Genomic DNA, 13,423 nt, shown 5'->3' on the forward strand with positions numbered 1-13,423 from the left:
GAAAAGAGCCTGAATGTAGGCTCTTTTCTCATTTATATTTAAAAGATGAACTGTTCTTATGCAGTTTTACTTAATTTATATGCTTCATGGTTATTTTTTTTGAAAAGTTTTGGGAAAACATAACCATCTAAGCCAATACGTCCAGCATTCTGTCCTGCAACTAAAATGAACATAGTTAAAATAAGTAGGTTTGGGTTTACACTAACAGTTCCGCTTAATAAAAATGAAAGGTTCATTATGATGCCGAAAAATGCAGCTGTTTTTGTTAATCCACCTAAAATCAAACCTAGTCCTACTAAAATTTCTCCCCATTGAACTAAAAAGCTAAATAGGTCTGCGTTTGGAAGAACAAAATGTTGAAGGAAATCTGCCCACCAACCTTGTACTGCAGGGTGATCACCTGATGCTTGAGCGATAGCTCCTTTTAGAAAACCACTTGCGTCAAAAGATTGTCCAAAAACTTTTCCTATTCCAGCAGCAAGCCATGCATATCCTATGTAAAGTCGTAAAAATAATAATATGAAAGTAGCGCGTTTATCAGTTCTTAAAAAATTGATAACCATTGAAATCCCTCCAATGTATTGTATTTACATGTTTATTATATATTCATTGTGAATAAGTTCACAATGGAGGAAATGTGAACAAAGATAGGTTATGAATAATTGTTTTATTTTTTGTAACATTTCATCTTTTTTTGGTAGAATAATAATAGAGATATATTGAAAGGGGATAAAGAGTAGATATGTGGATGAACTTTTAATGATTAGAAAGCGGATAGAGGAAATTTTCTCTCACTAATGAGGGGTTATTTAGCTATCTATAAATCATTCAAGGACTGCATATTTGATTTGTACATCCCTTTTGTAAGGATAGATGCCTATGTGGGGAAATTTATATCTCTTATATAAAATATGCGTCCTTTAAACTTGGAGGAGTATATGATGAATCAATTAAAAAATAAAGTAGCTGTTGTTACAGGTGTTAGTCGTTTAGATGGTATAGGAGCAGCTATTTGTAAAGAGTTAGCTGAAGCAGGATACGATATATTTTTTACGTATTGGACAGAGTATGATAAAGAGATGCCTTGGGGCGTTGAGCAAAATGAACAAATACAATTAAAAGAAGAGCTATTGCAAAACGGTGTTAAAGTATCAAGTATGGAGTTAGATTTAACTCGAAATGATGCACCAGAGCAACTTATAAATAAAATTACTGAACAATTAGGATACCCTGATATATTAATTAACAATGCAGCTTACTCTACTAATAATGACTTTTCTAATTTAACTGTCGAAGAGTTGGATAAGCATTATATGGTAAATGTTCGCGGCACTACACTGTTAAGTAGTAAGTTTGCTCAAGGATTTAATAAGAAATCTGGTGGTAGAATCGTTAATATTACTTCGGGACAATTTAAAGGGCCTATGGCTGGAGAACTAGCCTATGCAACAACGAAGGGAGCTATTGACGCTCTTACTAGTACGTTGTCAGCTGAGGTAGCTCATTTAGGAATAACAGTGAATGCAATTAATCCAGGTCCAACCGATACAGGGTGGATGACTGAAGAGATAAAACAAGGATTAAGACCGATGTTTCCTTTCGGTAGAATAGGTGAACCGAAGGATGCAGCGAGGCTTATTAAGTTTTTAGTGAGCGAAGAAGCAGAATGGATTACTGGACAAGTTATTCATTCAGAAGGTGGATTTAAAAGATAAAGTGAAACTTTAATCAGTGGGGGTTTTGTTCATCCCCCACTGATTATTAGTTGAACCAATCGGGCTTTTACGGGCAGTTGATCCTCCACCTAACTTCTTTGCTTCCGCTGAATTTTGAGGTGGGGTCTTACTGCCCGTTAATGCGGGATAAAAAGAAGGTATCTCATTTCAGTGAGATACCTTCTTTTTAATCTTTCTTCAATCTTCGTGCTATACCATTCCCTAATGACTGTAATCCTTGAACGAGAATGATTAAAATAAAGACTGTTGCATACATTACTTCAGGTTCGTAGCGTAAATGTCCGAATCGATATGCGAGATCACCAAGGCCTCCAGCACCTACAAGTCCAGCCATTGCTGTTGCACCGATTAAGCCGATCGTTGCGATTGTTAATCCAAGTACGAGAGACGGGCGAGCTTCTTTAACCATAACGTGCCAAATGATTTTTAAAGTAGAGACTCCCATTGCTTGATACGCTTCAATAACACCACGGTCCACTTCTAGTAAAGCCGTTTCCATTAAACGAGCAATATAGGGAGCTGTGAATACGACAAGTGGTACGATGACACCTTGCACGCCAATAGATGTCCCCATTAAAAATTTTGTGAAAGGTAAAATAAAGAATAAGAGAATGATAAATGGAAGAGAGCGAATGACATTAATAATTGTATTAAGAATCGGATATATGATTTTATTCTCTAGTTGGCCACCAGGTCTTGTTAAAACGAGTGTTACACCGAGTGGTAACGCAATTAGAATAGAGATAAGTAATGAAATAGATGTCATTTGAAATGTTTGAATTGTTGCTTCCCATATTACGTTACCCCACTCATCCAAAAAGGACTTGTTTCCCATAATCTGTTCTACCTCCTTCTACGATGATCCCTTGTTCTTGTAAAAATGATAAGGCACGGTGTACTTCATTTTTTTCACCTTGCATATGAACGATCAGTTTCCCATATGCCTCATGTTTTAACTGCGTAATATTGCCTGATAAAATATTGGGATATACCTGAAAACGTTTTGTAGCGACAGCTAACGCGGGTTCTCCTGAAGCGGTTCCTATAAATGAAAGTGTTACGATTTCTCCAGTACTTTGTAGCTCTTTCTGTACCTCTTCTGGAATTTTAGCTGCAAATGCGCTATTTACAAATTTCTTCGTTGTTACATGTTGTGGGTTTGTGAAAATATCTTTTACGGTTCCACTTTCGACTACCGCCCCATGTTCCATAACGGCAACTTGGTCACAAATACGCTGGATGACATTCATTTCGTGTGTAATTAGCAAAATCGTAATTCCGATTTCTTCGTTGATCTTTAATAATAAATCAAGAATAGAATCGGTCGTTTCTGGATCTAATGCGCTCGTTGCTTCATCACTTAATAAAACTTCAGGCTCATGAGATAGTGCGCGAGCGATCGCTACACGTTGTTTTTGGCCACCAGATAATTCACTTGGATAGGCATCTTTTTTATTAAAGAGATCAACAATGCGTAAATACTTTTCTACCCTTTTTTCAATTTCATTTTTGGGAAGACCAGATAGACGTAAGGGTAGTGCGATGTTTTCATAAACGGTAACGGTTTTAAGTAAATTGAATCCTTGAAAAATCATGCCGATTTTTTGTCTCGCTTTTGCGAGTTCTTTTGTCGATAAGGTTGTTAAATCTTGTTCGTTTATAATGATATTTCCTGTCGTTGGTTTTTCTAATAAATTTACACAACGAATTAATGTACTTTTACCAGCGCCGCTATATCCGATGATTCCAAATACTTCGCCCTTTTTTACTTTAAGGGAAGTTGGTTTAAGGGCCTCAACATTCCCTTTTTTTGTTGAGAATACTTTGGAGACGTTTTTTAATTCAATCATTATAGTCAGCTCCTACCAAGACGGTAAAACAGAACCATCAAATTTTTTCTCGATAAACTCTTTTACTTCTTTAGATTGATAAGCTTTCTTTAATTTGTTTACAACAGCATCATCTTTATTTTCAGTACGAACAACGACCCAGTTCACATATGGTGAATCTTTTCCCTCACGGAAAATAGAATCTTTCGCTGGACTTAATTTTGCACCTAATGCAAAGTTTGTATTGATTGCAGCTGCTTTCACTTCACTTAGTTGTGTTGGTAATTGAGATGCCTCTAATTCAACAATCTTTAAATTTTTCGGGTTTTCTATTACATCTTTTGCAGTCGCTTTTTCTGTAGCTTTTGGATCAACTTTTAAAACCCCTGCTTTTTCAAATAGTTTTAAAGCACGAAGCTCATTTGTTGGGTCATTTGGTACGGCGATTGCGTCGCCCTCTTTTAATTCTTTTACATCTTTTAAGCTTTTAGAATATACACCCATAGGGAATGTTACTGTGGAAAATACTTCAGTTAATTTCATGTTGCGTTCGGCTTTAAATACATCTAAATAAGATTTAGTTTGATAGCTATTTACATCAAGGCTTTTTTCATCTAAAGATACGTTTGGCGCTACATAATCATTAAATACTTTTACATCGATTTGGAGGCCATCTTTTGCTGCAACTTCTTTCACCTTTTCAAAAATTTGTTCATGTGGTCCGCCTGTTACACCGACAGTAATCTTTTTCTCATCTAATGCTTTTACCTCTTTATCAGAATTAGCACCACATGCACCTAACAATAATACAGCTCCGCTTATAATACTTAATAATACCTTTTTCATCTATAATTCCCCCTTAATATACGTTCCAAAATAAAAAGCACCTCTCAAAAATAAGAGAGGTGCCGAATAGACGAAATAGGTTCCTCTCTTATCTTCCAAAACGAAAATCGTTCTGCAGGAATTAGCACCTTAGCTTATACGTTATAAGCTCGGTTGCCGGGCATCATCGGGCCAGTCCCTCCGCCACTCTTGATAAGAGTATGTGTATGTAGTTTTTAAATATGGTACTAATAGTAAATCTTATAAAAAGAATTGTCAATGTTATTTTCTGAATATATTTTATTTTAAGGTAATGGAAACATTACCTTTTTTATGTCCGGTCTCTACGTACGTATGAGCCTCTGAAATTTCTTCTAACGGGTAAGTTTTATCAATAACTGGCTTTAATTTTTCTTCTTCCGTTAGCATTTTTAGTAGAAGCATATCTTCTTTGCTTACTTTTGCCATCGTTCCATTGACCGACACGTATTTACCGTTAGCGGTTAATGCTTTCTTGCAATGGGATTTTTTAATTTTTCCAACTGCATCGAATATAATATCGTAGCGTTCATCTCGCTTTGTAAAATCTTCTTTCGTATAATCAATTACGTGATTAGCTCCTAAAGATTGTACTAACTCAAAATTTGAATTACTACAAACAGCTGTAACAGTCGCACCGAAATAGTTAGCAAGTTGCACAGCAGCGGTACCTACTGATCCGGAAGCACCATATATAAGGACTTGTTGCTCTTTTCGTATATGTCCTGTTCTGAGGAAGTGTAATGCTGAAGTTCCACCAAAAGGAATAACAGCAGCTTCTTCATATGTTAAATTGAGGGGCTTTAATGCTATCAATCCGCTTTCATGCACACATGTGTATTCGGCATAACCACCAACGTTCAGCTCTGTTAATGCAAAGACTTGATCTCCTTTTTCAAATTGAGTTACATCCGTTCCTATTTCCTCAATTTCACCAGATAACTCTACACCGAGTATAGGTCTTCTTGGTGTTTTGAAACCTAATATAATTCGCATAGGAATCCAAAATAATAGGGGACTAGTAAAGCTTCGCATTCTACAATCTCCAGTGGTTACACTTGTTGCGTGAATCTTAACTAATACTTCATTCTTTTTAGGAATAGGTTTCTCTACATCTTGAAGTTTGAGAACATTAGGTGGTCCATACTTTGTGTAAATAATTGCTTTCATAATGACCTCCTGAATTTAATTGTTTTTATTTACATCATATTTAGGTATTCCTTTAAAAATGTTGTTAGGAGAGGAATAAAGTTCAATAGAAATATTAAAAAATATATAGATTTCAAAGGAAAATAGATGATATCCTTTTGGAAAGGAGGGGGAATTATGAAAAAACTTATTTTAACTTCTAGTTTAGTCCTTGCAGTTATTTTAGGGGCAGGGTGTAGTAATGAGAAAACAACAAAGACAGATGAACCGAAAAAAGAATCGGTGCAAAAAGAAAAGGAATTAGTAGCGAAGGATGTTTTCAAGAAAGCGAATGAAGCTTTTAAAAATGAAGAACATGTAACGATGACATATGATGTAGGGATAAAAGCTGAAGGAACAGAGATGGATGTACTAAAGGCTAAAATGCAATTAGAGCCAAAGAAAAAGAATTCTCGTTCTGAAATGAATGTTTCTGGTACAGATGTTGTAGTGTATGCTGTGGATGGTAAAGTTGCTGGTCAGGTGAAAAATCCTAATACAGGAGAAATTATATCTGTACCGGAGGAGCAATTAAATGCTGGCGGGATGAAAGCCACTCAAGATATTATAGATAATTTAGAAGTGCCAGCAGTAGTTTTAGATAAAATGAAGATGGAGAAAAGCGGAGATAAATATAAGCTGAAGTTTGTATTAAAAGGGCAAGAGACAGAGAGTATGCTAGCTAGCATGGATGAAACGCAGAAGAAAATGCTACAAGCACAAAACGCAAAGATAGAAGAAGTGGATGCAGAATATATCATTACAAAGGATTTTAAATATGAATCAGCGAAGATAGATATGGTTATGAGTAGTAATGGTGAGGATAAGGCACACATTATTACGAATGCAAAATATACATCGTACGAAAAGTTTGAGCCAATACAGCTGCCAGCAGCAAAGTAACAGTCTTGATGAGGGAGGGACCTAAAATAAGGGGCTCTCTCTTTTTTTGTTAATACTTTCTTCTTAGGAAAATAGGTACAATATGAAGAGGGAAAACTTTAGGAAAGGAGAGTGCCATTTGAAAAAAAGAAAGATAGCAGTTGTCATTGTAGCATATACAGTGTTGCTCGCGACTTCTATATATACATACAAAGAGCAACTAGATCATCCTGTTATGAGTGATGTAGGAAAGTTGCTTCCAACGAAAATTAAACGTGTTGAAAATGCTGAGGATGAAAGTTCATTAAAAAAGTTAGTGCAAGATGCAAATGTTTCTGGAGAGAAGATTTCTATTGCAGGTATGCAACATAGCCAAGGTGGGCAGACGTATTATCCGAACGGCACGATGCTTGATATGAAAGGATATAATGAAGTATTAGAGTTTGATCCGGAGAAAAAGAGGATTAGGGTACAAAGCGGTGTCACATGGAATGACATTCAAAAGAAAATCAATCCATATGGTCTTGCAGTTCAAGTGATGCAATCTCAAAATATTTTTACTGTTGGTGGTTCATTAAGTGTAAATGTACATGGGCGTGATATTCGTCATGAAGCATTAATTGATACAGTAGAGTCGTTCAGATTGTTAATGGCAGATGGTACTATGCGTAATGTAAGTAGAGAAGAAAATGCTGACCTGTTTCCGTATGTAATTGGGGGATACGGATTGTTTGGTGTAATTTTAGATGTGACGCTAAAGTTAACTAATGATGAATTATATGAAACGCATACGAGGGTACTAGATTATAAGGAATATTCTTCGTATTTTAAGGAGAAGGTGAAGAAGGCTGAGAATATACGTATGCATTTAGCACGTATTTCTGTAGCACCAAATTCGTTCTTAAAAGAAATGTATGTGACGGATTATGTATTGGCGGAAGATCAACAGAAGCTGGGAGAATACAGTGAATTAAAGGAAGAAAATATTATAGCCGCACCGAAGTTTTTACTTGGATTATCGCGTTATAGTGATTGGGGAAAGAATGCATTTTGGGATATACAAAGAAGTTATTTTGAACGTACAGATGGTAAGTATGAAACTCGAAATAATGTAATGAGATCTGATAGTGCTTTTATGGAATACGATAATCCAAACTTGACCGAAGTTTTACAAGAGTACTTTGTACCGATAGATGATTTTGCAGAGTATATGGATGATTTACGAAGTGTTTTAAATGAAGAGGAATTAAACCTTCTTAACATTACAATCCGCTATGTAGAAAAGAATGAGAATGCGGTGCTATCTTATGCGAAAGATGATATGTTTGCGCTTGTGCTTCTAATTAATCAAGGGCGTTCTGAAGATGAAATAAAGAAAACAAAAGTGGTTATTCAGAAGATGATAGATGTTACTTTAAAGCATAATGGAAGTTATTATTTACCGTATTATTCTTATCCGGAAAAGGAGCAACTAAAGAAAGCATATCCTCGTATAGAAGAATTCCTTCAGAAGAAGAAGGAAGTAGATCCAGAGGAAAGGTTTGTGAATTTATTTTATAAGGAGTATAGCAAATGACATATAGAAGATTTGTGGCCTCACAAAGCATTATTATGATGGCGGGTAGTATGGTATTTCCTTTTTATATACTATTGCTCCGGAATGTTGGAAATAGTTTCTCGCAGTTCGGTTGGGCATACGGCTTATTTGCTTTAACTTCAGCTCTAGTATATCCGTTAGTTGGGAGAATTTCTGACAGAGTGGGAGATAGAAAGCTATTAATTGTATACGCTTGGTCTATGGCTATATTAATGCTTTGTTTTCCTATTGCAACAGAGGTTTGGCATGTATATATTCTTCAAATTTTAATGGGAGTTTTAGGGGCCGTGCAGCGTAATACCGAGAAGACGTCGTTAGCGCGAAAGGTTGCGCAGGAAAGAGCTGGTTATGAGATTGGAAAATATCATGTGTGGACATCAATTGGAGGCGCAGTAGCGATTATTGTAACGGGATATTTAGTAGATTTCTTTACGATTGGTACGATTTTTTATATTGCATCTATCTTATATGTAGTAAGTGGAGTTGTATTAAGTAGTAAAAAAATATAATCATTCCTATTTTTACCTGAATACCCTTTGTTTGTTATACTAAAGGGGAAAACAAAAGAAAAGGGGACATTGCCTTTGATGAAATTTATAGTTTTAGCTATTCTCACTTTGTTTTTGATTCCATGGACTAGAAGCGGTAATAAAATTCGCGCGGTGGATAAAGGAGGAAATGAGAAAGTTGTAAAGGGTAAGAAATCATCTATTTTAGTTATTCCTGTTTTATTTTGGATAGGTATTGCAATCTATGAATATTTTTGGCTAATTGATGATCGAGCAGATTCTATTCTTACTCATTATTCTGTTGCAGTAGCGATTTTAATTGGGCTTGTTTTATTTTCACAAGAGCAGGTAGGGAAATTAGAAGGTACGTTAAAAGGACTTCTAATGTTTGTTTTACTCGCAAGTTACGGCTATTTTGGTTATTTGCACGATATAGTAATCTCGCAAAAGAAATATGATTCGGTCGTGAAGGTAGAGAAAGATATTTCAGAGCCATTTACTGAAAATGATCAACCGTTTACAGTTCCGCCTAAAACAGCGGAAAATAAAATGAAAAAGGTATTTGGTGATATTCCGAAAGTAGCTTATTTTGAGCTAGGGGAATTAACGCCACAAATGGTAAATGGTGAAGCCTTGTATGTAGCACCAATAGAAGTTTCGGGATTTTTTAAAGCACGTAAAGCGGAAACAATTCCAGGTTACGTAACAATGTCAGGTACAAATCCTGATGCGGAAGCGAAATTACATCTTGGATATAAAATGAAGTATGTACCAAGCATGTTTTTCGGTAATAAATTAGAACGTGTCGTTCGAAAAGCAGAGCCAGATTTAGTTTTTAAAGGGAAACCAAAATTTGAAGTTGATGATAAAGGAAAACCGTATTATACAATGACATACGGTGAGTTTATTTCAGGAAGATCAGGGTTTGAAGTAGAAGGCGTTGTCGTTGTTGATGCACAAACAGGTGATGTGAAACGATATGATAAAGGGAATGCACCTAAATTCATTGATGGTGTATTAAATCATGAAACAGCATCTACGTTAAATACGTACTTCGGAAAATATATTCACGGATTTTGGAATACGAAATTCTCACAAACTGACATGAAGATTCCGACTGAGTGGGGGACGAAGGAAGGCGTTACGCCAATCTTCGGAAAGGATGGTAAACTGTATTACTTTACAGATTTCACCTCTCCGAAAGAAGGCGTAGATTCTGCCCTCGGCTACTCATTAGTTGATGCACGTACAGGAAAGTTGTATTACTACAACGGAAAAGAAGTGAAGGGAATTATGGACGGTTCGGCTGCTACGGAAGTAGTGGATAATTCCTTTAAGAGAGAGAAATGGCATGGAACAATGCCGGTTATTTATAACGTATATGGTAAACCTTCTTGGATTGTACCGGTTATTGATGACGGGGGATTAGTACGTGCTCATACTGTCATATATGCTTCTAATGCAAAAGTGTTTGCAACAGGTTCAACGCAAAAAGAAGCGCTTGAGAATTATAAAAATGCGCTGAGCGGAAGTGGTGATTCATTTAGACCGACTTCAAATGGGAAAGAAGCGCAAAAAGAAGGTACTGTACAACGTGTGTATAAAGAAAAATCAGGTGAAAATACGATTGTGTACGTACTATTAGAAAACGAGCAAAAAGTATTCATGGTACCGGCGAAGAAATTCCCGTATGCAATGTTTACAGAAGTAGGAGATCCAATTCAAATCACATATTTAGACACAGGAGAAATGATGGCATCTGTATCTAAATTTACAAATAGCAATTTAAAAAAGTAAAGCGATAGAGATTCTATCGCTTTTTTTTACATTATTAAACAGGAAAATACGGTATACTTGACGTATGTTTATGTTGTAACTATAATTGTTACGATTGAGAAGTTATATGAAAGGGTGAATGGAAAAAGTGAATGGAGTTAATCACGAAGTATATAAACCTGTAAAGACAAACAGGTTATGGATGATTCTTGTATTAGGGACACTTACGGCAATTGGGCCATTATCTATTGATATGTATTTGCCTTCTTTACCAAAGTTAACGGATGATTTACAAACGGGTGCATCCCTTGCGCAGCTTACATTAACTGCTTGTCTGCTTGGGCTTTCAGTAGGACAGTTATTTGTTGGTTCAATTAGTGACATTTACGGAAGGCGCAAACCTCTTATTATCGCTCTTATTATTTATGTTGCTTCTTCTTTACTTTGCGCTGTTGCACCATCTATTTGGAGTTTAGTGCTTTTACGTTTCTTACAAGGTGCTTCAGGATCTGCTGGTATTGTTATATCACGTGCAATGGTACGTGATATGTATTCAGGTTCTGAAATGACGAAGTTTTTCTCATTACTTATGTTAGTAAACGGAGCAGCACCTATTTTGGCACCGATTATCGGGGGACAATTATTACAGTTCACATCATGGCGCGGCGTTTTTATCGTTCTTGGAGCAATTAGTGTATTCATGTTAATATCAGCTACTTTCGTATTACGTGAAACATTACCTCCTGAGGAAAGAGAAACAGGTGGTTTGTCAGGGACATTGGCGACGTACGGAAAACTGTTAAAGGATCGTTTGTTTATGGGATATGCATTGTCACAAGGGCTAGTAACGGCGGCAATGTTTGCATACATTTCGGGCTCACCATTTGTGTTGCAGAACATATACGGAGCATCACCACAGCAATTTAGTTTATTCTTTGCGATTAACGGTATCGGTATTATTATTGCTAGTCAAGTTACGGGCCGTTTAGCGGGGAAGGTGAATGAGAAAACTTTATTCGTTTCCGGTATTATTATTGCAGCTGTTGGTGGTTTATCTTTACTACTAACAATCGTACTAGGAATAGGTTTAATTGGTGTTTTATGTTCGTTATTCCTTGTTGTATCAAGTGTTGGGGTTGTATCAACAACTGGGTTCTCATTAGCGATGAGAAATCAGAAACAAGCTGCAGGAACAGCATCAGCTTTATTAGGCTTATTACAGTTCATTTCAGGAGCACTTGTTGCACCGTTAGTAGGTATTGGTGGAAGCAACACAGCATTACCGATGGGGGTTGTGATAGCTCTTTGTGAAATTGGTGCTGTATTATGTTATCTATTTATGGCCAGAAGAAGTGAGAAGCAGTTTGAACTGCAACAAAAACAAAATTTAGAGGCTTAATAAAAAAGAGCTGATTCAAACATTTCTTTGAATCAGCTCTTTTTTTCATTTCTTTGAAATAACTCATACATATTATTCATGATCGCATCGTATAAGAAAGCAAGTTTATCCCATACCCAGCGGTTACTATCGACCTCTTTCTCTCCGCAGTCAATAATATCAGTATGATCTGTAATTCTATATGCCCTCTCAACGATAATAGGAGCAATCTTCGGTATACGTGGAATTTCTTTTAAAGCATCTGCAAAGTTTCCGATATAAACATGACCGATAATTTCGATTGTTAATGATTTATCAGAAATATTTAGCACAGTATGAAATTGATTTGTATGTTGTTGTTTTAAATATTGGGCTAACTGAAATGGAGCATGCTTCTTTTTTAATACACGGCGAAGGCTCTCTGTATTTTCAATATGGAGTGATTTTTCGCGAATAAGGACACGAATATCTTCTCCCATAAAAGGTATTGTATTGTACATAGATGATTCTCCTTAAAAACTTAACTACGCTTGCGTTATGCATATGTAAGTCTAGCATGGTTTGTTCTCTACGTGTGCTTACAGTTTTGTAAGGTGGCATAGTAAAGGAGTGCAAAAGTTACTTGAATAAAGTGACGATACTGTGACAAAAATGTTGGTATACATATTAAGGAATCATCTTAAGTGCAAAATTTAGGATGTTCTCGGTATAATAAAACAAGTGGAGATAAGAAAAACTGTAATTCGTAGTAGATGTAGATAAAAGGAGAATAAGAGATGAAGAAGGTTTTCGGTATTGCAATGCTTGGGGGTATGCTCCTTCTAGCGGGATGTAATGGAAATAAAGAAGTGAAAGAACCAAAAGAAAAGGTAGAGCAATCTACTGAACAAACAGAAGAGATGAAGGTGTATCGCGAGGTACATGAAAAGTATGATGCGAAGATGAACAAGGAAATTAATAAAGCGTTACAGTTATTTGAAGTGGCAAAAGAAAAGGGCGGTAAGGAAATAACTAATGCTAAATATAAGGAAGACGTGCAAAATGTAACAACGGGCATGTTAGAAGATATAGATCATATGCGTAAAGAAATTCATGTACCGAAGTCGAAAGAACAAGAACATGAATTATATGTTGGTTTCTTAAATGAATCAGAACAAGCGATGAAAAAATTGCAGAAGTTAGCTAAAGAAGAAGATTCATCGTTGATTCGTGATATAGAAATTAATTTTTCAACAGCATCGACATACTATAAACGTTTTCAAACAGAAACGGAAAAATAACCTTGCGCATGCAAGGTTATTTTTTCTTCTTACCATCTCAGTCTTCATCTTCGCATACTAATACTTTTTGCTCTTCGTGAAATTCGGAAATAGTTTGTCCGGTAATATTATCGAAGCGGGTATAAAGTGAAAGACTGTAATTTCGACAACTAACGCCATTGAAAACTGATTTTTCTAAATATATCCAATTTGATTGACTTTTCATTTTTTCAGAATTATAATTCAAAATATACAATTTGAACCAAATAATAATATAGCAATTTACTTATCCAGAGAGGTAGAGGGACTGGCCCTATGACACCTCAGCAGCGGGTTCTGTAATAGAACACCGTGCTAATTCCAGCAAGCAAGTCTTGCAAGATAAGTGATGGGCATAGTTTTATT

General features: G+C 36.0%; 13 protein-coding genes and 2 riboswitches. Of the genes, 7 read left to right on the top strand and 6 right to left on the bottom strand.

Features of this window, described 5'->3' with window-relative positions; genetic code table 11:
- Positions 1-56: 56 nt before the first annotated feature.
- Entirely contained in the window at positions 57-563 is a 507-nt protein-coding gene (locus BWGOE10_RS00850) for a DoxX family membrane protein (RefSeq protein WP_070140551.1), read from the bottom strand.
- 375 nt (positions 564-938) lie between these two features.
- Between BWGOE10_RS00850 and BWGOE10_RS00855 the strand changes: the two genes are divergently transcribed.
- On the top strand, positions 939-1,715 hold the full coding sequence (locus BWGOE10_RS00855) for an SDR family oxidoreductase (RefSeq protein ID WP_070140552.1): 777 nt from the start codon (positions 939-941) through the stop codon (positions 1,713-1,715).
- A 187-nt stretch (positions 1,716-1,902) separates the two neighbouring features.
- On the opposite strand, the gene BWGOE10_RS00860 is transcribed toward BWGOE10_RS00855, so the two are convergent.
- From BWGOE10_RS00860 to BWGOE10_RS00875, 4 genes are all read right to left on the bottom strand, one after another.
- Positions 1,903-2,571 (bottom strand): methionine ABC transporter permease, encoded by a 669-nt coding sequence (locus tag BWGOE10_RS00860; RefSeq protein ID WP_070140553.1) that lies wholly within the window; start codon positions 2,569-2,571, stop codon positions 1,903-1,905.
- Positions 2,546-3,586 (bottom strand): methionine ABC transporter ATP-binding protein, encoded by a 1,041-nt coding sequence (locus BWGOE10_RS00865; protein ID WP_070140554.1) that lies wholly within the window; start codon positions 3,584-3,586, stop codon positions 2,546-2,548. The genes BWGOE10_RS00860 and BWGOE10_RS00865 overlap by 26 nt, the downstream gene beginning before the upstream one ends.
- Positions 3,587-3,598: 12 nt before the next feature.
- A complete protein-coding gene (locus BWGOE10_RS00870) occupies positions 3,599-4,411 on the bottom strand; it encodes a MetQ/NlpA family ABC transporter substrate-binding protein (RefSeq protein WP_070140555.1) in 813 nt (270 codons plus the stop codon).
- A gap of 85 nt (positions 4,412-4,496) precedes the next feature.
- Positions 4,497-4,610: riboswitch (SAM riboswitch) on the bottom strand.
- An 80-nt stretch (positions 4,611-4,690) separates the two neighbouring features.
- Complete coding sequence (locus BWGOE10_RS00875; protein WP_070140556.1) at positions 4,691-5,599, bottom strand: NAD(P)-dependent alcohol dehydrogenase; 909 nt, start codon at positions 5,597-5,599, stop codon at positions 4,691-4,693.
- Between the two features lie 156 nt (positions 5,600-5,755).
- Here BWGOE10_RS00875 and BWGOE10_RS00880 point away from each other — a divergent pair, with 156 nt between their 5' ends.
- The 5 genes from BWGOE10_RS00880 (at position 5,756) to BWGOE10_RS00900 (ending at position 11,780) form a co-directional block, all read left to right on the top strand.
- A complete protein-coding gene (locus BWGOE10_RS00880) occupies positions 5,756-6,520 on the top strand; it encodes a hypothetical protein (RefSeq protein WP_070140557.1) in 765 nt (254 codons plus the stop codon).
- A gap of 118 nt (positions 6,521-6,638) precedes the next feature.
- Positions 6,639-8,075, top strand: coding sequence for an FAD-binding oxidoreductase (locus tag BWGOE10_RS00885; protein WP_070140558.1), 1,437 nt, complete (start codon positions 6,639-6,641; stop codon positions 8,073-8,075).
- Positions 8,072-8,605 (top strand): MFS transporter, encoded by a 534-nt coding sequence (locus BWGOE10_RS00890; protein ID WP_070140559.1) that lies wholly within the window; start codon positions 8,072-8,074, stop codon positions 8,603-8,605. Before BWGOE10_RS00885 ends, BWGOE10_RS00890 begins: the two co-directional genes overlap by 4 nt.
- Positions 8,606-8,683: 78 nt before the next feature.
- On the top strand, positions 8,684-10,402 hold the full coding sequence (locus tag BWGOE10_RS00895) for a DUF3981 domain-containing protein (RefSeq protein WP_070140560.1): 1,719 nt from the start codon (positions 8,684-8,686) through the stop codon (positions 10,400-10,402).
- Between the two features lie 118 nt (positions 10,403-10,520).
- Positions 10,521-11,780, top strand: coding sequence for a multidrug effflux MFS transporter (locus tag BWGOE10_RS00900; protein WP_070140561.1), 1,260 nt, complete (start codon positions 10,521-10,523; stop codon positions 11,778-11,780).
- A 32-nt stretch (positions 11,781-11,812) separates the two neighbouring features.
- Here BWGOE10_RS00900 and BWGOE10_RS00905 read toward each other — a convergent pair whose 3' ends face one another.
- Entirely contained in the window at positions 11,813-12,259 is a 447-nt protein-coding gene (locus BWGOE10_RS00905; protein WP_070140562.1) for a hypothetical protein, read from the bottom strand.
- Between the two features lie 276 nt (positions 12,260-12,535).
- Between BWGOE10_RS00905 and BWGOE10_RS00910 the strand changes: the two genes are divergently transcribed.
- Entirely contained in the window at positions 12,536-13,039 is a 504-nt protein-coding gene (locus tag BWGOE10_RS00910; RefSeq protein WP_070140563.1) for a hypothetical protein, read from the top strand.
- A gap of 262 nt (positions 13,040-13,301) precedes the next feature.
- A riboswitch (SAM riboswitch) is annotated at positions 13,302-13,406 on the top strand.
- Positions 13,407-13,423: the final 17 nt, after the last annotated feature.

Source organism: Bacillus mycoides, assembly GCF_001757995.1.
In the GTDB taxonomy this organism is placed as follows: domain Bacteria; phylum Bacillota; class Bacilli; order Bacillales; family Bacillaceae_G; genus Bacillus_A; species Bacillus_A mycoides_B.

Excerpts from the sequence above, each read along its gene's own strand:
- BWGOE10_RS00850 (WP_070140551.1), bottom strand. The coding sequence starts at position 563 with ATGGTTATCAATTTTTTAAGAACTGATAAACGCGCTACTTTCATATTA.
- BWGOE10_RS00855 (WP_070140552.1), top strand. The coding sequence starts at position 939 with ATGATGAATCAATTAAAAAATAAAGTAGCTGTTGTTACAGGTGTTAGT.
- BWGOE10_RS00860 (WP_070140553.1), bottom strand. The coding sequence starts at position 2,571 with ATGGGAAACAAGTCCTTTTTGGATGAGTGGGGTAACGTAATATGGGAA.
- BWGOE10_RS00865 (WP_070140554.1), bottom strand. The coding sequence starts at position 3,586 with ATGATTGAATTAAAAAACGTCTCCAAAGTATTCTCAACAAAAAAAGGG.
- BWGOE10_RS00870 (WP_070140555.1), bottom strand. The coding sequence starts at position 4,411 with ATGAAAAAGGTATTATTAAGTATTATAAGCGGAGCTGTATTATTGTTA.
- BWGOE10_RS00875 (WP_070140556.1), bottom strand. The coding sequence starts at position 5,599 with ATGAAAGCAATTATTTACACAAAGTATGGACCACCTAATGTTCTCAAA.
- BWGOE10_RS00880 (WP_070140557.1), top strand. The coding sequence starts at position 5,756 with ATGAAAAAACTTATTTTAACTTCTAGTTTAGTCCTTGCAGTTATTTTA.
- BWGOE10_RS00890 (WP_070140559.1), top strand. The coding sequence starts at position 8,072 with ATGACATATAGAAGATTTGTGGCCTCACAAAGCATTATTATGATGGCG.
- BWGOE10_RS00895 (WP_070140560.1), top strand. The coding sequence starts at position 8,684 with ATGAAATTTATAGTTTTAGCTATTCTCACTTTGTTTTTGATTCCATGG.
- BWGOE10_RS00900 (WP_070140561.1), top strand. The coding sequence starts at position 10,521 with ATGGAAAAAGTGAATGGAGTTAATCACGAAGTATATAAACCTGTAAAG.
- BWGOE10_RS00905 (WP_070140562.1), bottom strand. The coding sequence starts at position 12,259 with ATGTACAATACAATACCTTTTATGGGAGAAGATATTCGTGTCCTTATT.
- BWGOE10_RS00910 (WP_070140563.1), top strand. The coding sequence starts at position 12,536 with ATGAAGAAGGTTTTCGGTATTGCAATGCTTGGGGGTATGCTCCTTCTA.